The organism is Campylobacter sp. CFSAN093224 (genome assembly GCF_012897395.1).
Taxonomy (GTDB): Bacteria; Campylobacterota; Campylobacteria; order Campylobacterales; family Campylobacteraceae; genus Campylobacter_D; species Campylobacter_D jejuni.
Genome location: NZ_CP040607.1, coordinates 1,485,967 through 1,507,721, shown reverse-complemented (window position 1 = coordinate 1,507,721; position 21,755 = coordinate 1,485,967). Strand labels below are relative to the sequence as shown.

24 protein-coding genes are annotated in these 21,755 nt (G+C 30.1%); 19 read left to right on the top strand and 5 right to left on the bottom strand.

Features of this window, described 5'->3' with window-relative positions; translation table 11 throughout:
• Positions 1–6: 6 nt before the first annotated feature.
• The 4 genes from rpsM to FBF11_RS07645 form a co-directional block, all read right to left on the bottom strand.
• On the bottom strand, positions 7–372 hold the full coding sequence (gene rpsM / locus FBF11_RS07660) for a 30S ribosomal protein S13 (protein ID WP_002800121.1): 366 nt from the start codon (positions 370–372) through the stop codon (positions 7–9).
• A 2-nt stretch (positions 373–374) separates the two neighbouring features.
• A complete protein-coding gene (gene rpmJ, locus FBF11_RS07655; RefSeq protein WP_002781429.1) occupies positions 375–488 on the bottom strand; it encodes a 50S ribosomal protein L36 in 114 nt (37 codons plus the stop codon).
• A 171-nt stretch (positions 489–659) separates the two neighbouring features.
• The gene (gene infA, locus FBF11_RS07650) at positions 660–878 is read right to left on the bottom strand and encodes a translation initiation factor IF-1 (protein WP_002781436.1); all 219 of its coding nucleotides are present in this window, start codon (positions 876–878) and stop codon (positions 660–662) included.
• Between the two features lie 87 nt (positions 879–965).
• Positions 966–1,763: an MBL fold metallo-hydrolase gene (locus FBF11_RS07645; RefSeq protein ID WP_002851251.1), complete on the bottom strand. Its 798-nt coding sequence runs from the start codon at positions 1,761–1,763 to the stop codon at positions 966–968.
• 86 nt (positions 1,764–1,849) lie between these two features.
• On the opposite strand from FBF11_RS07645, the gene FBF11_RS07640 reads away from it, so the two are divergent.
• Positions 1,850–3,145 (top strand): MFS transporter, encoded by a 1,296-nt coding sequence (locus FBF11_RS07640; RefSeq protein WP_052801882.1) that lies wholly within the window; start codon positions 1,850–1,852, stop codon positions 3,143–3,145.
• A gap of 49 nt (positions 3,146–3,194) precedes the next feature.
• The gene (locus FBF11_RS07635; protein ID WP_002851469.1) at positions 3,195–4,826 is read left to right on the top strand and encodes a multidrug ABC transporter permease/ATP-binding protein; all 1,632 of its coding nucleotides are present in this window, start codon (positions 3,195–3,197) and stop codon (positions 4,824–4,826) included.
• Between the two features lie 19 nt (positions 4,827–4,845).
• Here FBF11_RS07635 and cgb read toward each other — a convergent pair whose 3' ends face one another.
• The gene (cgb, locus tag FBF11_RS07630) at positions 4,846–5,268 is read right to left on the bottom strand and encodes a single-domain globin Cgb (RefSeq protein WP_002814418.1); all 423 of its coding nucleotides are present in this window, start codon (positions 5,266–5,268) and stop codon (positions 4,846–4,848) included.
• A 151-nt stretch (positions 5,269–5,419) separates the two neighbouring features.
• On the opposite strand from cgb, the gene FBF11_RS07625 reads away from it, so the two are divergent.
• From FBF11_RS07625 to nuoK, 17 genes are all read left to right on the top strand, one after another.
• Entirely contained in the window at positions 5,420–8,191 is a 2,772-nt protein-coding gene (locus FBF11_RS07625; RefSeq protein ID WP_002868309.1) for an FAD-binding and (Fe-S)-binding domain-containing protein, read from the top strand.
• Positions 8,192–8,300: 109 nt separating this feature from the next.
• Positions 8,301–9,836, top strand: coding sequence for an ABC transporter substrate-binding protein (locus FBF11_RS07620; protein WP_002851170.1), 1,536 nt, complete (start codon positions 8,301–8,303; stop codon positions 9,834–9,836).
• Positions 9,836–10,780, top strand: a complete 945-nt coding sequence (locus FBF11_RS07615; protein ID WP_002851293.1) for an ABC transporter permease — start codon at positions 9,836–9,838, stop codon at positions 10,778–10,780. The genes FBF11_RS07620 and FBF11_RS07615 overlap by 1 nt, the downstream gene beginning before the upstream one ends.
• Positions 10,767–11,561 (top strand): ABC transporter permease subunit, encoded by a 795-nt coding sequence (locus tag FBF11_RS07610; protein WP_021034254.1) that lies wholly within the window; start codon positions 10,767–10,769, stop codon positions 11,559–11,561. Before FBF11_RS07615 ends, FBF11_RS07610 begins: the two co-directional genes overlap by 14 nt.
• Positions 11,558–12,268 carry an ATP-binding cassette domain-containing protein gene (locus tag FBF11_RS07605; RefSeq protein ID WP_002869220.1) on the top strand — a complete coding sequence of 237 codons (711 nt, stop codon included), beginning with the start codon at positions 11,558–11,560 and terminating at the stop codon, positions 12,266–12,268. The genes FBF11_RS07610 and FBF11_RS07605 overlap by 4 nt, the downstream gene beginning before the upstream one ends.
• Positions 12,261–12,926, top strand: a complete 666-nt coding sequence (locus FBF11_RS07600; protein WP_002851151.1) for an ATP-binding cassette domain-containing protein — start codon at positions 12,261–12,263, stop codon at positions 12,924–12,926. Before FBF11_RS07605 ends, FBF11_RS07600 begins: the two co-directional genes overlap by 8 nt.
• Before the next feature lie 112 nt (positions 12,927–13,038).
• Positions 13,039–13,428, top strand: coding sequence for an NAD(P)H-quinone oxidoreductase subunit 3 (locus FBF11_RS07595; RefSeq protein WP_002851275.1), 390 nt, complete (start codon positions 13,039–13,041; stop codon positions 13,426–13,428).
• The gene (locus FBF11_RS07590) at positions 13,410–13,913 is read left to right on the top strand and encodes an NADH-quinone oxidoreductase subunit B (protein WP_002851253.1); all 504 of its coding nucleotides are present in this window, start codon (positions 13,410–13,412) and stop codon (positions 13,911–13,913) included. The genes FBF11_RS07595 and FBF11_RS07590 overlap by 19 nt, the downstream gene beginning before the upstream one ends.
• The gene (locus FBF11_RS07585) at positions 13,910–14,704 is read left to right on the top strand and encodes an NADH-quinone oxidoreductase subunit C (RefSeq protein WP_002864416.1); all 795 of its coding nucleotides are present in this window, start codon (positions 13,910–13,912) and stop codon (positions 14,702–14,704) included. Before FBF11_RS07590 ends, FBF11_RS07585 begins: the two co-directional genes overlap by 4 nt.
• A 1-nt stretch (position 14,705) precedes the next feature.
• Entirely contained in the window at positions 14,706–15,932 is a 1,227-nt protein-coding gene (gene nuoD, locus FBF11_RS07580) for an NADH dehydrogenase (quinone) subunit D (RefSeq protein WP_002864417.1), read from the top strand.
• The gene (locus FBF11_RS07575) at positions 15,929–16,156 is read left to right on the top strand and encodes an NADH-ubiquinone oxidoreductase subunit E family protein (protein ID WP_002824979.1); all 228 of its coding nucleotides are present in this window, start codon (positions 15,929–15,931) and stop codon (positions 16,154–16,156) included. The genes nuoD and FBF11_RS07575 overlap by 4 nt, the downstream gene beginning before the upstream one ends.
• The gene (locus FBF11_RS07570) at positions 16,153–16,845 is read left to right on the top strand and encodes a hypothetical protein (RefSeq protein WP_002851266.1); all 693 of its coding nucleotides are present in this window, start codon (positions 16,153–16,155) and stop codon (positions 16,843–16,845) included. Before FBF11_RS07575 ends, FBF11_RS07570 begins: the two co-directional genes overlap by 4 nt.
• Positions 16,842–19,304 (top strand): NADH-quinone oxidoreductase subunit G, encoded by a 2,463-nt coding sequence (locus tag FBF11_RS07565; RefSeq protein WP_168977484.1) that lies wholly within the window; start codon positions 16,842–16,844, stop codon positions 19,302–19,304. Before FBF11_RS07570 ends, FBF11_RS07565 begins: the two co-directional genes overlap by 4 nt.
• Positions 19,297–20,295, top strand: coding sequence for an NADH-quinone oxidoreductase subunit NuoH (gene nuoH / locus FBF11_RS07560; protein WP_057097001.1), 999 nt, complete (start codon positions 19,297–19,299; stop codon positions 20,293–20,295). The genes FBF11_RS07565 and nuoH overlap by 8 nt, the downstream gene beginning before the upstream one ends.
• A 9-nt stretch (positions 20,296–20,304) precedes the next feature.
• Positions 20,305–20,946, top strand: coding sequence for an NADH-quinone oxidoreductase subunit NuoI (gene nuoI, locus FBF11_RS07555; protein ID WP_168977483.1), 642 nt, complete (start codon positions 20,305–20,307; stop codon positions 20,944–20,946).
• Positions 20,943–21,461, top strand: a complete 519-nt coding sequence (locus tag FBF11_RS07550) for an NADH-quinone oxidoreductase subunit J (protein ID WP_032584477.1) — start codon at positions 20,943–20,945, stop codon at positions 21,459–21,461. Before nuoI ends, FBF11_RS07550 begins: the two co-directional genes overlap by 4 nt.
• The gene (gene nuoK / locus FBF11_RS07545; protein ID WP_002858921.1) at positions 21,458–21,754 is read left to right on the top strand and encodes an NADH-quinone oxidoreductase subunit NuoK; all 297 of its coding nucleotides are present in this window, start codon (positions 21,458–21,460) and stop codon (positions 21,752–21,754) included. Before FBF11_RS07550 ends, nuoK begins: the two co-directional genes overlap by 4 nt.
• Position 21,755 lies beyond the last annotated feature (1 nt).

Sequence of the window (21,755 nt, the reverse complement as noted above, 5' to 3'; positions counted from 1 at the left end):
TTATCCTTATGATTTTGCACCAACAGTTTTTCTCTTACCTTTTCTAGTTCTTGCGTTTGTTTTTGTTTTTTGTCCGCGAACTGGTAAGCCTTTTCTGTGTCTTAAACCTCTAAAGCTTCCTAAATCCATAAGTGCTTTAATATCCATAGCAACTTGTTTTCTCAAATCCCCTTCAACCATATAGTTTTCTTGAATTTCTTTACGGATAGCTGCTGCTTCATCTTCACTTAACTCATGAACTCTTTTATCATAAGAAATTCCTACTTTATCTAGAATTTTTCTTGAAGTGAAAAGTCCTATACCATAAATATAGGTTAGTCCATACTCAATTCTTTTTTTCTTTGGTAAATCCACACCTGCAATACGAGCCATGTTTATCCTTGTCTTTGTTTATGTTTTGGATTTTCGCAAATAATGCGAACCACGCCTTTACGGCGAACTACTTTGCATTTGTCGCACATCTTTTTAACCGATGGTCTCACTTTCATGAGCGTCTCCTTGAATGAATTCCACTTGATTTACGACTACATCAGGTTTTATGAATAACCAACTATTTTCAAAATAAGTGGTGGATTTTAAAAATACTTCTTCATATAGTTCGATGTAATTTGTCGCAAAAACTCTAATTTTATCTAAAATTAGCTTTTAAATAACTTAGATTATTTATATCTAAAAGTTATACGCCCTTTATCAAGGCTATAAGGTGTAAGTTCTACTTTTACTTTATCACCTGGCATTATTCTTATATAATGCATACGCATTTTTCCTGCAATATGACATAAAATTACATGTTTGTTGTCAAGTTCAACCTTGAAATTTGCATTAGGCAATGCTTCAAGTACGGTGCCATCAATTTCAATTACATCATCTTTTGCCAAAATTTTCTCCTTTCATGAAATAAAAAGGCTATAATTTTAGCAAAAATTATTAAAATTTTTACTTAATTTTTAGTAATTTTTAAGTAATTAATCTAAAAATTTAGGTTTGATAAAAGGCACATGAGTCCCTATAACTTTGAGTTTTCTTTCTTTAAATTCTTTAAGTAGTTTTTCCCTTGTTTGTATAGCCTCATTTTGATCTATATCAAATTTTATAGCGATTTTAGGTTTTGGGATTTGTATATCATAAAGATGAAGTAAATCTCCCCAAAAGACTATTTTATCATCAATTATGATAGCATTTTGACCTGGGGTATGCCCGTAAGCAGGTATGGCTTTAATGCCTGAATTTTGAAAGATCAAATCTTTGGAATGATCGATAAATTCTATATTTTTAAGTTTAAGCAAGGTGTTTTTAATTTCTTGTCTATCGCTTTTGATCCAAAAATCATATTCTTTTTTATCAATTAAAATTTGAGCTTTTGGAAAAAGATTTTCTTCGCTCATTAAAGCACCTATATGATCAGGATGTGCGTGTGTTAAGATAATATGAGTGATATCTTTAAAATCGGTTTTATGGATATGTAATTTTTCTTTTAATGTGTCAATAGTATCTAAAAACCCTGTGTCTATTAAAGCATTAAAATTTGGATTTTTTATCAGAACAATATTATGCTCATTTCTTTTGATTTTTGTGCGAGTTTTTTCTATAAAATTCTTATCTTCATCGCTTTGTGGCACTAAAAAAGAAAATAATAAATTTAAAAATTCATCATCAGACTGTTTAAGTGAGATTATATGGGTTTGATTTGAATTTTTGCTTGTGGTTTTTTCTTCTAAAAAATAAAGATTGGTTTTTAAAAGAGTGGTTATAAAATTAAACATATTTATCCTTAAATTTTTAGATAATATTTTGGAAATGATTATAGTATAATAAAAACAATGTTTTTAAAATTTAAGGTAATTAATCAATGAGAAAATCAAAATTTGAAACAAAGGAAATTAAGATCTTAGGACTTTCTTCACTAGGAGGAACTTTAGAATTTTATGATTTTATTATTTTTGTCTTTTTTGCTGAATATATAGCCAATGTATTTTTTCCTAAAGATATGAGTGAATTTTGGGCTTTATTAAATACTTATGGAGCATTTGCAGCTGGATATTTAGCACGTCCTTTGGGTGGTATAGTTATGGCACATTTTGGAGATAAATTTGGGCGTAAAAATATGTTTATGCTAAGTATTTTACTAATGGTTCTTCCTACCTTTGTCTTAGCTTTTATTCCAGGTTATGAAACTCTTGGGTTTTTAGCTCCTGTTTTATTGATACTTATAAGAATTTTTCAAGGCATAGCTATAGGTGGAGAATTGCCTGGAGCTTGGGTTTTTGTAAGAGAGTATTGTCAAGAAAAACAAAAAGCTTTCTTTTTAAGCTGTTTAAATTCAGCTATGGCTTTAGGAATTTTGTTAGGAAGTATAGTATTTTTAATCATTAATGCTTTTTTTAGCATAGAAGAAATTGCTGCTTATGCTTGGCGTATTGCTTTTTTTGTAGGTGGAATTTTTGGGATTATTTCTATTTATTTGCGTAGATTTTTGCAAGAAACTCCTGTTTTTAAACAAATGAAAAAAGAATCATCGCTTAGTTCTTTTCCGCTTAAAGATTTATTTAAAGAAAAGGATATTGTAAAAAATTTATTTTCATCAATGATGATGACTTGGGTTTTAACAGGTTGTGTTATTGTGCTTGTTTTATTGATGCCTAAATTTATGCCTAGTATTTTAAATTTAAGTGGGGTTGAAGGAAGTTATTTACAGATATTAGGAATTTTGGGAATAGCTTTAGGCGGGGCTTTTATGGGTTATCTTGTAGATAAATTTGGTTTATTTAAAATTTGCATTTTCTTTTCTTTAACTTTTGTATTTTTTTCTTTTTTATATTTTTATGCTTTATATGAGCTTAAAAATTTGGTTTTGGTGTGTATTTTGTATTCGATTATTTGTTTTTTAGGTGGGATTAATGTGTTCGCACCTATTTTAATGAGTGAAGTTTTTAGAGCTAAAATAAGATTTTCAGGAATTTCTTTTTCTTATAATATTTCTTATGCAATTTCAGGCGGTATTACTCCGCAACTCGTTTTTTGGCTTAATACACTTGCGAGTAAAAATGAAAATCCATTTTTATATGGTATGAGTATATATATGATTTTTTTAGCGTTATTGGCTATTTGTGCTGTTTTTATAGTAAAAGATAAAATAAAATTTTGATAATCACTCTTAAAATGTTATAATTAAAATTATATTTTGGAGTTTATAAATGCCTTTTATTATGGAATTACTTAAGCAAAATAAATTAAAGTTGATTTCTTTTTTGCTTTTTTCTTTTATTACAAGCGCTGTTGGAGTTTTAACTCTTGTTTTTATCAATGATTATTTGCTTAAAAATGCACAAAACATTCCTATTTTTTATTTTATTGTTTTGCTTTTGATTTTTTTTATAAGTTCTACCATAGTTGAACTTGGACTTAGTATTTTTGGACAAAATTTTATTTTTAAAATGCAAAGGCGCGTAGTAAAGCAGATCTTAGACACCCCTTTGTTAAGAGTCGCTAAAGTAGGTAAGGCTAGAATTTTAGCTTCTTTGGGAAGTGATGTGAGAAATATATCTTTTGGGCTTTTAAGATTGCCTGATTTTTTACAATCAAGTATATTGATTTTATGCACTAGTGTTTATTTATGTTATCTTTCACCACAAATTTTTGCTTTGTGTGTGGTATGGATTATGGTTATTTTTATTACTAATAATTTTTTGATGATGAAAGTATATCAGTATTTTAGAAAGGCAAGGGAAAATGATGATGCTTTGCAAAATAATTACCAAAATATACTAGATGGACATAAAGAACTTTTGATCAATCGTGATAGAGCCAAGCTTTATTATGAAGATGAATTTGAAAATAATGCAAGATTGAAAAAGAAAAATAGTACTTTAGGTAATCTTTTTAACAATCTCTCAAACAACTGGACAAATGTAACTCTTTTGGCTTTAGTGGGTGTAGAGTTTTACTTAGCTTTAAAATTTGAATGGGCAAGTGTTGCAGATGCTACAACTATAGCTCTTTCTATTTTGTTTTTACGAACCCCTTTAGTATCTATGATAGGATCTTTTCCTACTTTGCTTTTGGCAAAAATCGCTTTGGATAAGATCGCAAAATTGGAATTAGATGATTATATAGAAGGTTTTAAAAAAACACATTATATCAGTGAATGGAAAAAAATTTCTTTTAGAAATACTCAATTTGCTTATGAAGAAAATTTTCATTTAAATCCTGTAAATATAGAACTTAAAAAAGGTGAATTGGTATTTTTAATAGGTAAAAATGGAAGTGGTAAATCCACTTTTTGTATGCTTTTGACAGGACTTTTTAAGCCAAGCAAAGGCGGAATTTATGTTGATGATACGCTTATAGATGATAAAAATTTAGATGAGTATAGATCTCTTATTTCTGCTGTTTTTAGCGATTTTCATCTTTTTACTAAAACCTTAAATAAAGAAAATTTTGCAAGCGAAGAAAAAATTGCTTTTTGGTTGGAGTTTTTAGAACTTAAAAATAAAACAAGTGTCAAAGATAATGAACTGACCTTAACCAAACTTTCTACAGGGCAAAAAAAGCGTTTAGCTATGCTTATAGCCTTGCTTGAAGAAAGGGATATTTTAGTGCTTGATGAATGGGCGGCTGATCAAGATCCTGTTTTTAGAAGATTTTTTTATAAAAAACTTTTACCTTTGCTAAAAGAGCAAGGTAAAACAATCTTTGCTATCACACATGATGATGCATATTTTGATAGTGCTGATAGAATTTTCTTGGCTCAAAATGGTGAAATCAGCGAATTAAAGGGTGAGAATATAAAGGAATTAGCTAAAAATTTAGTAGAAAAATTTGATTAAAGCCCAAAATGGGCTTATATTATTTATCATAGAGCTTTTTTTCTATATCGATATAAAATTTAGCAATTTTTCCATAAGCAACTTCCCAAGCTTTAAGAGTGGCTTCATCAGGATTTAAAAGATTTTTAATAGCCTTTAAAAGGCAAGCTCCAACTATAGGATAATGCTCTTCTTTAACTCCTAAATTAACATGAGTTATGGCAACTTTATCAACAAAGCTTCTCATATTTTCCAAATTTTCTATATTTTTAGCCGCCATTAAAATCGCCATTGCTAAAGCTTTTGGTTGTTCTCCTGAAATTTGTTTTTCCATATTAAACATAGGTTTTACCTCAGGATAATCATTAAACATTATTTTATAAAACTCATTGGTTAAATCCTCTCCATTTTTTTGCAAAATAGGCACACAATCTTTGATGATTTGAATTTGTTCTTTTGTCATAGTTTCTCCTTTTTGTTGTAAAAGAGATATTTTATATCTTAAAAAGGAGAAAAAAATTGACTTGTGTTAAAATTATGCTCAAAAATATAAATTTAAAATTATCTTTAAATTATTAAATTATATAATTGATAATAAATTAAAAAGAGGGACTATGGCAAATTTTAAAGCTTTTTATAATGAGGCTAAGTATATTTTTAAGGATAGAATTTTTAATGATTATGCTAGATGCTATGCTTATGGCATTGATGCGTCGTGTTATTTTTATATTCCAAAAATAGTGATTATTGCTAAAAATGAAGATGAAATTAAGCAAATTATTCAATTAGCAAATACTTATAAAACTCCTATAACATTTAGAGCAGCAGGTACAAGTTTAAGTGGACAAAGCTCTTGTGATGGAGTACTTGTAGTGATTAAATTTGCCTTTAAAAAAATAAAAATTAACAAAGACGCTAACGAAATTACTTTAGGATGCGGTGTAGTAGGCATTCATGCTAATGAAAGTCTTGCTTTTTTGAAGAAAAAAATAGGACCTGATCCAGCTACTATAAATTCAGCTTTAATTGGAGGGATTATAAATAACAATTCAAGCGGAATGTGCTGTGGAACTAAGGATAATAGCTATAAAACCTTAAGAAGTATTAGGGTGATTTTGGCAAATGGTAGTATGCTTGATACCAGCGATGCTTTAAGTGTGGCTCGATTTAAAGATGAAAATAAAAAATTAATTAATGAACTTAGAGAGATCAAAGAAGAGATTAATGCCAATAAAGAATTAAAAGATTTAATAATCAAAAAATTTAAAATCAAAAACACCACAGGTTATAGCCTTAATGCCTTTGTTGATTATGATGATGAAATAGATATTTTAGCACACTTGCTTATTGGCTCTGAAGGGACTTTGGGATTTGTAAGCGAAGTTAAGCTTGCTGTTTTGGATGATTTGGAATTTAAGGCCTGTGCTTTATTGTTTTTTGATAATATCAATAATGCTGCAAACACTATAAAAGAATTTGCTAAAGTTGATTTTGTAAGTTCTGCTGAAATAATGGACTATGCAAGTTTAAAAGCTGCATCAACTTATGATGAGTTAAGAGATATTTTAGCTGATATTAAAGAGGGCAATACTTGTGTATTGATCCAAAGTGAGCATAGTAATGAGCTTAAGCTTGATGAAAATATAAATAAAATAAAAGAAATTTCCAAACTGGCTTATAAGTCATATTTTAGCAAGAATAAGGCCGAATATGATTTATGGTGGAAGATTAGAAAAGCACTCTTGCCTATAGCAGCTAGTCTTAGAAAGGCAGGTTCAACGGTAATTACTGAAGATGTGTGTTTTAATATCGAGGATTTAGCCGATGGAATTAAAAGCATTCAAGAATTGTTTTATAAATATGGCTTTGGTGATAATGGAATCATTTTTGGCCATGCATTAGCAGGCAATATCCATTTTATTATCACACCGGATTTAAACAATAAGCTTGAATTTGATAATTTTTCAAATCTAGTTAAAGAAATGTCTAATATAGTAGCTTCTTATGGTGGAAGTATAAAAGCTGAACACGGCACAGGGCGTATGGTGGCACCTTTTGTGGAGGTAGAGTGGGGTAAGCAAGCTTATTTGATCAATAAAAAAATCAAAAGTATCTTTGATAAGGATAGTTTATTTAATCCCGATGTAATCATTAGCGATGATAAAGATATTTATAAGAAAAATATCAAACAAGTCAGTTGGATTGATGAGAAATTAAATACCTGTATGGAATGTGGATTTTGCGAAAGATTTTGTCCATCAAATGAATATACAATTACTCCAAGACAAAGAATTGCGATCTTACGAGAGATTAAACGCCTTGAAAGCTTAAATGATGATGAGTCAAAAGCAAAATTAAAGGATATTAAAAAATATTACAATCATTTAGTAGACAGCTCTTGTGCTGCTTGTGGGGTGTGCTCTTTTTCATGTCCTTTGGGGATTAATTTTGCTGATTTTTCATTAAAATATAGAAAAAATAATATAGGATTTATATCTAAAATTTTAGGAAATCTAGCATATAAAAATCATGAAAAAACTCTAAAAATTGCTAAATTTTCATTAAGTATCGCAAATAAATTTGATAATTTAAGTCTTGATAATAAGCTTGAAAAAGCAAGCAATTTTCTTAGCATTATACCAAGAACTAGGGCGTATTTGCCTAAGGTGAATGATTATGAGCTAAAAAGTCATAAAAGAGTTTGCAATGTGGTTTATTTTACAAGCTGTCTTAATAAAAGCTTTAAACCAAATGAAAAAATGCATGATAAAAGAAGTTTGCAAGAAGTATTTGAAAGCTTGTGTAAAAAAGCAAATATAGGCATTATTTATGCACCCAATGATTTATGTTGTGGTAAGGCTTATGAGAATTTTCAAGATATTCAAGATAAAAATATACAAAAAATCAATGACTTTTTAAGCAATATAGACTCACCCATAGTGTTAGATCATAGTGCTTGTAGTGCTAAGTTAATTAGTGATCATTCAAAGTACGAAATTTATGATTTAAGCGAGTATTTATTAAAATTTATTGCTCCCAAGTTACGCATTGATAAAATCAATGAGAATGTAGGATTATATATCATGTGTGCTGCTAGAAAGCTTGGTTTAAATGAAAATATAATTAAGCTTACAAAGCTATGTACGAATGGAAAAGTATTAATAGATAATGATACCTATTGTTGTGGGTTTGCTGGATACAAGGGCTTTTTCAAGCCTCAATTAAATATTAGTGCTACAAAAGGCTTTAAAAAATTTTATGCCAAAACAAATATTAAGCGCGGGTTTAGTACATCAAGCACTTGCGAGATAGGATTAAGCGATGCTACGGGTATATCTTGGCAGCATATAGCGTATTTATTGGATGAATGCAGTGAAGCAATTTAATTGATAAATAAAACTCCATAATTTAAAGCAAATTATCCCCCCATAGAGCTTGTGGCTTCTTATTTTTTATTTTATAATTCTTTAAAATTTTAAATTTGAGGAGTTACAAGTGCTTAGATGGTTTGTTTTACTATTTTTATTGTTTTTGAATCTTGAGGCTAAAATTCCAAAAGATACACTTATTATAGCAGTTGAAAATGAAATCGCAAGGATAAATCCTGCTTATAGCGAGGATCATGATGCAGTGATTAATCTTGTATTTTCAGGGCTTACGCGTTTTGATGAAAATATGAGTTTAAAACCTGATTTGGCTAAGTCTTGGGATATTAGTAAAGACGGGCTTGTTTATGATATTTTTTTAAGAGATGATGTTTTATGGCATGATGGAGTCAAATTTAGTGCTGATGATGTGAAATTTAGTATAGAAGCCTTTAAAAATCCTAAAAACAATTCTTCTATTTATGTCAATTTTGAAGACATTAAAAGTGTGGAAATTTTAAATCCTTCTCATGTAAAAATCACACTCTTTAAACCTTATCCTGCATTTTTAGATGCTTTAAGCATAGGAATGCTTCCTAAACATTTGCTTGAAAATGAGAATTTAAACACAAGCTCTTTTAATCAAAATCCTATAGGTACAGGTCCTTATAAATTTGTAAAATGGAAAAAAGGTGAATATGTTGAATTTAAAGCCAATGAACATTTTTATCTTGATAAGGTAAAAACTCCAAGACTTATTATAAAACACATTTTTGATCCTTCTATAGCTAGTGCTGAGCTTAAAAATGGCAAGATAGACGCAGCTTTAATCGATGTTTCTTTGCTAAATATTTTTAAAAATGATGAAAATTTTGGAATTTTGCGTGAAAAATCGGCTGATTATCGGGCTTTAATGTTTAATTTAGATAATGAATTTTTAAAAGATCTAAAAGTAAGACAAGCTTTAAATTACGCAGTCGATAAAGAAAGTATAGTAAAAAATCTTTTACATGATTATGCTTTTGTAGCTAATCACCCTTTAGAGCGTTCTTGGGCAAATTCTAAGAATTTTAAAATTTACAAATATGATCCTAAAAAAGCCGAGGATTTGCTTGTGAGTGCAGGTTTTAAGAAAAATAAAGATGGAAATTTTGAAAAAGATGGGAAAATTTTAGAATTTGAAATTTGGGCGATGAGCAATGATCCTTTAAGGGTAAGTTTAGCTGGAATTTTGCAAAGCGAATTTAGAAAAATAGGAGTTGTAAGCAAGGTGGTGGCTAAACCTGCTGGAAGTTTTGATTATTCTAAAGTAGATAGTTTTTTAATAGGCTGGGGAAGTCCTTTAGATCCTGATTTTCACACTTTTAGGGTATTTGAAAGTTCGCAAGATAGTGCTTTAAATGATGAGGGTTGGAATTTTGGACATTATCATGATAAAAAAGTGGATATAGCCTTGCAAAAAGCAAGAAATACTTCAAATTTAGAAGAGAGAAAAAAATATTATAAAGATTTTATAGATGCTTTGTATGAAAATCCTCCTTTTATTTTCTTAGCCTATCTTGATTTTGCTTTAGTTTATAATAAAGATTTAAAAGGTATCAAAACAAGGACTTTAGGTCATCATGGAGTGGGTTTTACTTGGAATGTTTATGAGTGGAGTAAATAGTGCTAAAACGCTTAGTTTTTAGTATTTTCATAGCATTTTTTAGCACTTTTTTATGTTTTGTTTTACTTCATTTTAGTAAAGGCAGTATAGCTTATGCTAATGGAGTTAATTCACAAAGTAAAGAATTTGTTCAAAGAATAGAACAAAATTTAGGGCTTGATAAGCCTTTGCTAGAGCAGTATAAAATTTGGCTTTTTAAGGCTTTAAAAGGGGACTTAGGGGTTTCTTTTTTAAGTGGAGAAAGTGTTTTAAAGCTTATAAAAGAAAGAATTTTTAATACTTTTATTTTGGGTTTTAGTGCCTTAATGCTTTTATTTTTGCTCAGTGTTTTTTTGGCACTTTTGGGATATTATTATAAAGAAAGTTTTATAGATAAAATCATCACTTTTTTAGCTTTTAATTTTTTTGCTTTACCTCCTTTTGTTTTGGCTTTATTGTTTGTTTTGATTTTTGGAATTTTTTGGAAAATTTTGCCTGTTATGGGAAGTAGTGATATAGGCTTTGAAGATGATTTTTTAAATCGTTTAGAGCATTTGATTTTGCCTGTTTTGGTGCTCGTTTTATCACATTTGGCGTTATTTTTAAGGATTGCTAGAAATTTTATCAATGAAAGTTTTTCTCAAATTTTTATTCAAAATTTATACGCTAGGGCTTTAAGGGAGAAAGATATTTATTTTTTAGTTTTGAAATATTCTTTAAGTCCTATTGTGGCTTATTTTGGGGGAAGTGCTTTAAGTTTTATGATGGGAACTTATGTGGTAGAAAGTGTCTTTGCTTACAAGGGGCTTGGATCTTTACTTTTTAAAAGTATTATTTTTAAAGATTATCCTATTGTGCTTGCGCTTATATTTTTTAGTGTTTTGCTTGCAGCATTTTTTACATTTTTAAGTGATATTGTAGCTAGGATTTTAAATCCTAGATTAAGAAGGCTTGATTTTGTTTAAATTTCTTATCATTCTTGCGCCTTTAATTTTTTTGTTTTTATGCGCCTTGTTTGCACCTTTTTTAGCTTCTTTTGATATTTTAAGCACTCATTTAGAAAATTTGCATCAAGCTCCTAATTTTACTTATATTTTAGGGACTGATTTTTTAGGCAGAGATTTGTTTTCTCGTTTGCTTTTTGCTTTGAGAAATTCTTTGATTATAGGTGTTGGTGGATCTTTATTGTCTATTATCTTTGCTTTGTGCTATTTGTTTTTAGCGCGATGTTTTTTTTATGTTTTTTGGATGCGTATTTTAGAGTTTTTTTTAGCCTTGCCTGCTTTTTTACTTATGATGTTTTTTCAAAGTATGATAACTTCTGATGTGTTTTTGATGATTTTTTTAATCGCTTTAATTCATTGGTGTTTCATAGCAAGAATTATAGAAAGTGAATTAAAAAGACTTGAAAATTTAGATTTTTACAAAGCAAATATAGTGCTTGGAAGAACTAAATTTAGAGCTTTTTTTAAAGATTTAATACCTGCTTTAAAAACACTGATTTTTACACTTTTTATATTTAATATCGTTCATGCTATAGCCACAGAAGCTACTTTGAGTTTTTTTGGACTGGGTTTAGGATTTGAAATTCCAACTTTAGGTACTCTTTTGAGTGAGTCTTCAAAAGCAGTTTTTATAGGCGCTTGGTGGATGATACTTTTTCCACTTTTAAGCTTGCTTTTGTTGTTTTTACCTCTTTTATGGTTGGGTAATTTTTTACAAAAAATTTGGGGTATAAGATCTTGAAGGTAAGAAATTTAAATATCAGTTTGAAGAATAATTTATTACTTAAGGATATTAATTTAGATATAAAAACAGGCAAAACTTTAATGATACTAGGACAAAGTGGAGTGGGCAAAAGTTTGTTAGGAAAAGCTTTGGTAAGACTTTTAGATTCTAATTTCACAATAAGTTTTGATGAATTAAGTTTTCATAATTCTTGTATTTTTAATTTTAATAAAGAAGAGCTTAGAAATTTTCGTTCTAAAGTGGCACTTGTTTTGCAAGATGCAGAGCTTAGTCTTTATCCTTATTTGGATATTGGAAATTTATGTCATCTTGTTTTAAAAACTCATACAAAATTAAAACAAAAAGAAATAAAAGATTACGCTTTTTCTTATTTTCAAAAATTAGGATTTGAAAATCTTGATCGTTTGTGGCATTCTTATGCTAATGAATTAAGTTTGGGTATGGCAAGAAGGGTGAGCCTAGCTTTGGCATTATTAAATCAACCCCAAATTTTAATTTGTGATGAAATCACAGCTTCTTTGGATAAAGAAAACGCTTCTAAGATTATATCGATTTTAAAAGAATTAAAAAATACTACAGCCTTAGTTTGTATCACTCATGATTTAAATTTGGTAAATTCTTTAGCAGATGAAATTCTTATGCTAGAAAAAAATAGTTCAAATTTATATAGCTTAGATGAGTTTTTAAGGTATTATAATGCTTAAAGTTTGTAATTTAAGTAAGTTTTATGAGCTTAAAAAGCATTGGTATTTAAAAAAAGAAAGACATATTATTTTTGATAATGTCAATTTTTCTTTAAATGAAAATGACAATTTAATAATTTTAGGTAAAAGTGGTGCAGGTAAAAGCACATTAGCTAGAATTCTTTGTTTTTTAGAAGATCCAAGTGAGGGTGAGGTATGGTATGAAAATCTTAACTTACACAAGCTTGATAAAAACAAACAAAGACTTTTAAGAAAGCAAATTCAATATTGCTTTCAAGATCAAAAAATGGCTTTAAACCCTTATAAAAAAATCAAAAATCTTATACAAGATGGTTTGGAAAATTTTAATTTACAAAAGAATGATGACTTGATTTTAGAATTTTTTGATTTTTTTAGTCTAAAAAAACAAATTTTAGAACAAAAATCCTATGAGTTAAGCGGAGGAGAAGCCACACGTGTAGGTCTTATCCGTGCTTTGGTTTTAAATCCTAAATTGTTGATTTTAGATGAAATTACTTCAGCGTTTGATATTAAAACTTCTAAAGAAATTTTAACTTTTTTATATGACTATCAGCAAAAAAATAATATTTCTTATATATTTATAACCCATCAAAGTGATCTTTTTTATAAATTTAATCATAAAAAATTAAAACTTTAAAAAATATTTTTTAATATAAGTTTCAATATAGAAAGTTTAGAGTAAAATAAAGAAAAGTGTAAATTTAATTTTTGTTGTGGAGTGATTAAAGTGCTTTAAAAAAGGAGAATAAATGTCTCATATAGATGCTTCGCATCCTTATTTTGGTATTTTTTTAATGCTGGTACTTGCTAGTGTTATTTTTTTTGGACTGGTTTTTTTAGCTTCAAAAATCGGTAATAATTTTGCCGCAAAAAATCGCAAAAAATTAGGACTTGGAATTTATGAATGTGGTCCTATTCCTGTTAAACAAGCTAACAAGATTAACTCTCAATTTTTCATCATCGCCTTAATCTTCATACTTTTGGATATAGAAGTTGTGTTTTTATTTCCTTGGGCTTTGATTTTTAAAGATTTAGGTTGGTTTGGATTTTTAGAAGTTTTTGTTTTTATCGTACTTTTAGGAGTTGGATTTTTATATGCTTATAAAAAAGGAGCGTTTGCATGGCAGAGCATCAAGTAAATTATGCAAGTGGTTTGCCCGTAGTTTTAACCAGTGTGGATAAGCTAGTTCAATGGGGCAGGAGTAATTCTTTATGGGCTTTATCTTATGGACTTGCCTGTTGTGCGATTGAGATGATGGCGGCTGGGGGTTCAAGATATGATTTTGATAGATTTGGAACGATTTTTAGAGCTTCACCACGCCACAGTGAAGTGATGATTATCGCAGGAACTTTGTGTAAAAAGCACGCTGAATTTACAAGAAGACTTTATGATCAAATGCCTGATCCTAAATGGGTGATTTCTATGGGAAGTTGTGCCAATACAGGCGGTATGTTTAATACTTATTCTACTGTTCAAGGAGTGGATAGAATTATACCTGTAGATATTTATGTGCCAGGCTGTGCTCCACGCCCCGAAAGTTTTCAGTTTGCTTTGATGATTTTGCAAAAAAAGATTCGCAAAGAAAAAGCAAGTCGCAAGATCGCACCTAAAAGGTTGATATGATGAGAAAGTATAGCGATAAAAAAAATGCTCAAACTCAAAATTACTACAAAGATAGATTTTATCACGCACCACACACTGTAAAATCTGATGTTAATGAAAGTGTTTTTAAAGAGGATTTTGAAGTTTTAAAAACTCAAGTAGAAATTTTAAATTCCTTTGTAGAGCTTGATTTTTGGGTAATAGAAATTAAAAAAGAAGACAATGTTAAAACCTTGCAAATGCTTAAAACTTTAGGTTATTTAAGTTTTACAGAAGCAAGTGCTATTGATTTTATAGCAGATAAAAATGGTTTTGAAGTGTTTTATCAGCTTTTAAATTTAGAAAAAAAATTAAGAGTGAGAATAAAAACTTTTGTAGGCGTAAAAGAGCGTTTGCAAAGCGTGGCTCATGTTTTTAAAGGGGCAAATTGGAGTGAGAGAGAAATTTATGATATGTTTGGAATTTTCATCATAAATCATCCTAATTTAAAACGCATTTTAATGCCTGATGATTGGTTTGGACATCCGCTTTTGAAAACTTATCCTTTAAAGGGCGATGAGTTTGCAAGATGGTATGAGATTGATAAAATTTTTGGCAAAGAATATCGTGAAGTAGTGGGCGAAGAACAAAGAGATTCTGGTTTTGCTGATGATAAAGATACGCTAAATTTTGCAAGACTTTACCATGAAGTGCCAAAAGGTGGTCAAAAGAAGGAAATTTCCTTTAAACAAGAATATCAAGAAGATGAAGGTGTGGCTTTTGTAAAAAAAGTAAAACGTGATGAAGCAAAAATTTTAGAGAAAAGGCGTTAAAATGCAAATTCCTAGCAAGTTAAAACCTTATTATGAAAATATAGCTTTTGAGCAAGAAGACTCAAAAATGATTATCAACTTAGGCCCTCAACATCCTTCAGCGCATGGAAATTTGCGTCTTATTTTAGAACTCGATGGAGAGCAAGTTGTAAAAGCGCGTCCTTGTATAGGTTATATGCATCGTGGTATGGAAAAAATGGCTGAAAATATGATTTATCAAGAATTTATTCCTACTACTGATAGAATGGACTATATCGCTGCTTCAGCGAATAATTATGCTTATTGTGCAGCGGTTGAAAAGCTTTGTGGTTTAGAGATTCCACGCCGTGCCGCAGTGATACGCATGATACTTTTAGAATTAAACCGTATCACATCGCATTTGCTTTGGCTTGCTACTCATGCGCTTGATATTGGTGCGATGAGTGTATTTTTATACTGTTTTAGAGAACGAGAGTATGTTTTGGATTTGATAGAAAAGTATTGCGGTGCAAGGCTTACGCATTCTTCTATGAGAATAGGCGGGGTTATGCTTGATTTACCTGAGAATTATTTAGAAGAAATGCTTGCATTTTGCGATAAATTTCCAAATGATTTAAAAGATTATGAAGATCTTTTAGATGATAATAGAATTTGGCGTTTAAGAACTGAAAATGTAGGTGTGGTTACTAAAGAACAAGCCTTAAATTGGGGTTGTACGGGTGTGATGTTAAGAGGAAGTGGCATAAAATACGATATACGCAAAGAAGAGCCTTATTTGCTTTATAATGAAGTTGAATTTGGTGTGCCTTATGCTACGCAAGGGGATTCTTATGCAAGATATAAAGTTTATATGCAAGAATTTCGTGAAAGTTTGAAAATCCTTAGACAATGTGCCATGCTTTATAAAGATACTTCGCCTGAAATTTTAGCTACGCATCCTGAGTATGTAAGTGCTTCAAAGGAACAAATTTTAACGCAGAATTATTCTTTAATGCAGCATTTTGTTTTAATCACTCAAGGTTTAAAACCCCCTAAAGGCGAAGTTTATGTGCCTACTGAAAGTCCAAAAGGTGAGCTTGGCTTTTTTATCCATAGTGATGGTACAGGAAGACCTTATCGTTTAAAGGCTAGAACGCCTAGTTATTGGCATTGTGCGTTTTTTGAAGAAATGCTTGTAGGTACTTATTTAGCTGATGTTGTAGCCATTATGGGTAATGTAAATATAGTTTTAGGTGAGATAGATCGATGAGAAGGGTAGATTTAAGAAAAAGCAAAGAGCTTTTTGAAGATTTAGCACAAATCATAAAAGAAGCAAAACAAGGTGAGGTTTTAGTGGTGCTTTTTGAAATCGGCGATTTTTCTCCTGTTGAAAAAAGTTTTTCTTTTGTAAAAGAACAAGGCTGTGAGCTTTTAAATTCTTTGAAATTTAATCAAGTCGATTGGACTATTGTTATAAAAAAGGAGAGGGTATGATTTATGATAATGCTCTTTGTTTTTTAGATATGCCAAGCCTTAAAAACAAAAATTTATGTGAAAAAATAGGTGTAAATAGCATTAATATTTCTTGTTTGGAAGATAAAAACTTAAAAGCTAAATTTTACAAATGCGAAATTGCAAGTTTGAGTTTTGTTTTGGCCTTGCTTTGTAAATTAAGCGATGAAGGACAATTTTGCGATTTAGATGAGGGATATTTAAGTGCTGAATCTTGTTTTGGAGAGGAAGAAGCAGGCGAAGTGCTTGCTTTTTTAAAAGAGGTTAAGTATTTAATTATAGATAAAAATATCCATTCTTATAAAGATAGTGAAAATATCAAATATTTTTTGAATTTCTTAAGTGTAAAATATGGATTAAAGATTTTAGATAGCGATGAAGAAGAATGCGATTTTAAAAAGGCAAAATTAAACACCCTAAAAGAACTCGATAATTATGACGGGTTAGTGCTTTTTAGAGCAAATTTGCAAGATAAAAATTTACATTGTTCAAAGCAATTTTTACAAATTGCAAAATGCAAAGATCAAAGTGAAGTTGAAATTTTAGCTAAAGATTTTAGTTTTAAAACTAAGCTTTGTTTAGATGAAAATTTACAAGGCACCATAGCTTTTTTAAATTATGAAAATAATGGTTTTGATTTTACTCCAATTCGCATAAAGGAAGCAAAATGACAGTTAAGATTAATGGTATAGATTGCGCCTTTGAAGAAGGCGAATATATCTTAAATATAGCAAGAAGAAATGATATTTTTATCCCAGCGATTTGCTATCTTTCGGGCTGTAGTCCTACTTTGGCTTGTCGTATGTGTATGGTTGAAGCTGATGGTAAAAAGGTATATTCTTGCAATACTAAAGCAAAAGAGGGTATGGTTGTAGAAAGTGATTTACAAAATCTTTGGGATGAAAGAAATGAGATCATGCAAGCTTATTGTATCAATCATCCTTTAGAATGTGGAGTTTGCGATAAATCAGGCGAGTGTGAATTGCAAAATTTTACTCATAAAAGTCGTGTAAATGTTCAAAAACATTGGATTAAAGACACGCATAAACCACATAAACATTGGGGAATGATTAATTACGATCCCGCACTTTGCATAGTGTGTGAGCGTTGTATTACAGTTTGTAAGGATAAAATCGGCGAAAGTGCTTTAAAGACTGTTCCTCGTGGCGGAGATAGTGTGGATAATAGCTTTAAAGAGAGCATGGGAAAAGATGCTTATGCGATTTGGACTAAATTTCAAAAAAGTTTGATAGGCCCTGCAAATGGTGATACGCTTGATTGTTCATTTTGTGGAGAATGTACAAGCGTGTGTCCAACAGGAGCTTTGATAGGTTCGAAATTTCAATACACTTCAAATATTTGGGAACTTAAAAGAATCCCTGCTTCAAATCCGCATTCAAGCGATTGTGAGTTGATGTATTATGATATTAAGCAAAGTGGCATTAGCAATCAAAAAGAAAAAATTTATCGTGTGAGTAATGATTTTGCCTTTGCGAGTTTAAATAAGGCTGCAAGGTTTGCTTTTGATACGCAAAATGAGGCGGATAAAGATGAAAAAGCCTTTAAAGAACTTGTGGAGCTTTTTGAGAAAAATGAAATTAAAAACATTAAATTTAATAGTTTTATTACCAATGAAGAAGCTTTGATTTTACAAAATTTAAAAAAGAAATTTAATCTTTCTTTGATCAATGAAGAAGCTTTGAAATTTAAAGAATTTTTACAAGAATTTATCGCTAATTCTGGTGAGTTTTATAGCGCTAATACTCAAGATATAACAAAAAGTGATTTTTTGGTTGTAGCTGGAATGCTTTTAAGATATGATGCTCCAACGCTTAGCTATAAAATCAATAATGCTTTAGTGATGAATAAAGGCTCAGGGCTTTATTTTCATCCTATGGAAGATATGGGTATAGCAAAATATTCTAAAAATTTTATCCCGCACATTCATAAAAATGGCGATGAAGAGCAAATTTTATATTTTTTACTTCAAAAATTTAGCCAAGATGAAGGTATTAAAACTCATTTAGCAGAGTTTTTTGTTAGTGAAAATAAAGAAATAGAAGAAAGTATCAACGAAGAAGTTGTAGAACAAGTCATAGAAAAAGATGAAGAAGGCAATGAAATTCAAAAAGAAGTAAAAAAAGTCGTACCTAAAAAAGTAAAAAAAATCATAGAAGTACAACGCTCTGTTTTTGCTAAAAATTTAGGCATAGATGAAGATAAATTAGAAGATTTATTGCTTAAAAAAGCAAATTTTACTCTTGTTGTAGGGAGTGATTTTTATTTTCATAAAAATGCGAAAAAACTTGCTAAATTACTTGCTTTGATCCAAAATACTACTCCTTTTAAAGTCTTTTTAAATCCTACGCATACTAATACCTTAGGTGTGGCTATGATTTGTGATTTGGATAACAATACACAAGAAGGCAAGACTTTAGGCTACAATGAAAAAGGTGATTTTAGTTTTTCTTATGAAGAGTATGCAAATTTAGCTAGTGCGAGTTTAAATCAGCAAGAAGGAACTTTTTTAAATTATGATAAAAGAGTGGTACCAACTAATGCTGCTTTAGAATTTAAGGGATATTTTTTAAATGATTTGGCTAATGCTTTAGGTTTTGATGAGGAATATACTATAAATTATACTAAGAGACTCCCTATAAATAAAGGTTTTTCTCCGATTGATTTTGATCATTTAGACAATTTTTATACCAATGCAGGCGATTGTAAAAGGGGATATGAGCTTAATTTAGAATGTTTCAAACAAGTTGCTAAAAAAGAATTCATCTCTCCAAATTTTGAAAATTTAAGCCTAAAAGAAGATGAAATTTTGCTTTATAGTGCTAATCCTAGCTATCAATTTGGTAGATTTTCAAATCGTGCTAGTGCGATTAATGAGGTGATTTTTTTAGGTGTAAGTGAAAATTTAGCTAAAGAGAAAAATTTAAAAGATAAAGATCTTGTAAAACTTAAAATAAAAGATAAAGAATTAAGCCTTAGTGTGCGTGTGGATAAGGATATAAAAAATGGAGCTTTCTTGCCGTATTTTGATGAAAAACTTGATACGCTAAGCTTTTTTGATGAAAGATTTGTTGTGGCGAATTTAGAAAAATTAGGAGCAAACCATGAGTGATTTTGCTTTTTTTGCTTTAGAGACTTTGATTAAATGTATTATTATCATTGCAATATTTGCGAGTTTAGCAGGTCTTGCAACTTATGCTGAAAGAAAGGTTTTAGCTTATTTTCAAAGACGCATAGGGCCTGATATGGTAGGGCCTTTTGGGCTTATTCAACTTGTAGCTGATATGATAAAACTTTTTACTAAAGAAGATATAATCCCTTCAAATTCGCAAAAATTTATTTTTGCTATAGCACCTTTGATTTCTGCTATTTGTGCTTTTGTTTCTTTAGCAGCTATTCCTATGCTACCTGAATTTACTTTATTTGGAAGGGTGATTCAGCCTATAGTGGCAGATATCAATGTAGCTTTGCTTTTTGTCATCGGTACTTCAGGGCTTTGCTTTTATGCGGTGTTTTTGGGTGGACTTGCAAGTAATAATAAATGGTCGATTTTAGGGGCTGCAAGAGGGCTTGTAGCGATTATTTCCTATGAAAGCGTAGGAGCTTTAGCTTTGATTGCTATTGTAATGCTTGTAGGTTCTTTTTCTTTGGTGGATATTAACAATTATCAAAACGATGGATTTTTTTCTTGGCTTATTTTTAAACAGCCTTTGGCTTTTGTGCTTTTTATAATTGCTTTATTTATAGAGACTAATAGAACTCCGCTTTGTTTGACGGAAAATGATGCTGAAATTGTAGCGGGTTATGGAACGGAGTATTCGGGTTTAAGATGGGGTATGTTTTTTATAGGTGAATATGCTTCTATGATAGCTGGAGCTATTTTGGTAACTCTTTTGTTTTTAGGGGGTTTTAATAGCTTTTGGATTATTCCTGGTTGGATTATGATGATAGTAAAATCAATTTTTATTTTCTTTTGGTATTTTTGGGCAAGAGCTGCTTTTCCGCAATTGCGTCCAGATCAAGTGATGAAAATGTGCTATTTGATCTTAATCCCTTTAGCGGTTTTAAACCTTTTAATCACTGCTTTGGCAGTTCTTTTATAGGAGTTTGATATGAAAAATTATTACTTAGCGGATGAGAAAAGAAAAACTCCTGTTAGCACTTGGGAGAAAATTTCACAAGCTTTGCGTAGAAGCGTTAAACTAGAGCTTTTTGTAGGGCTTTTTGTGATGATGAGAGAATTACTTAAGAGAAATAATAGCGCTACGATTAAATATCCTTTTGAAAAGGTAAAGCTTGACAATCGTTACCGTGCTGTTCATCGTTTGATGCGTTTTATAGAAAGCGAAAATGAAAGATGTATAGGTTGTGGGCTTTGCGAAAAAATTTGCATTAGCAATTGTATTAGAATGGAAACTTCTTTAGATGAAAATGGGCGTAAAAAAGTAGGAAATTATAGTATTAATTTAGGGCGTTGTATTTATTGTGGTTTTTGTGCTGAGGTTTGTCCTGAACTTGCTATAGTACATGGAATAGAGTATGAAAATGCAGCCGAGCAAAGGTCTTATTTTGGCTATAAGCAAGATTTTTTAACTCCTATTGATAAGCTTAAAAATCAAGTTGAATTTGAAGGAGCAGGAAGTCTTAGAAAGGATGCAAATTTGTGGGTTAAAAAAACACCAAATTATTATGATGTGATGCAAGAAAGAGCCTTAGAAAATCAAAACACACAAGAGCAAGGAGAAAATAAATGATAGAAAATTTGGCTTTTTTATTTTTTAGTGTAGTGGTTTTAGGCTTTTTTGGCATCGCGGTTTTAAGTAAAAATATGCTTTATTCTCTTTCGGCTTTAGCAGGTGGAATGGTGTTTTTATCGGGATTTTATTTTTTGCTTGATGCAGAGTTTTTAGGCGTGATACAAATTATTGTTTATAGTGGAGCTGTACTTGGACTTTATAGTTTTGCGATGATGTTTTTTGATGCTTCTAAAGAATTTAAAGAACAACTTAAAGCTAAAAAAAGTTTTTTTACTTTGGTGGTTTTAAGTGCGATTTTACTTTTGACTATGCTTATAGGTTTTAAATACCAAAATATCAGCACGGATTTGCCTTTAAATGATCCTGCTTTGTTTGATTTTAATAAACAACTGGCTTTAGCGATTTTTTCAAAATATCTTTTAGCTTTTGAGTTTATAGCTATTTTGCTTTTGATCGCTTTAGTTTGTGCTATCACTCTTACTCATAAAGAGCTTAAAAAGGAAAAACAATGATAGAAAAGTATTTTTTCGTTGCTATTTTAATGTTTGTCATAGGGCTTGTAGGGATTTTAAAAAGACAAAATCTCATTATGCTTTTTATTTCGAGTGAAATTTTATTAAATAGTGCTAATTTAGCTTTAGTAGCAGCTTCTAAAATGCACAATGATTTAAATGGACAGGTTTTTGCGCTTTTTATCATGGGTGTAGCGGCTTGTGAAGTAGCTGTTGGTATAGCTTTGTGTGTGCTTTGGTATAGAAGAAAAGGCACTTTAGAATTAAAAAGCTTAAAAGAAGTGGAGGCTTAGT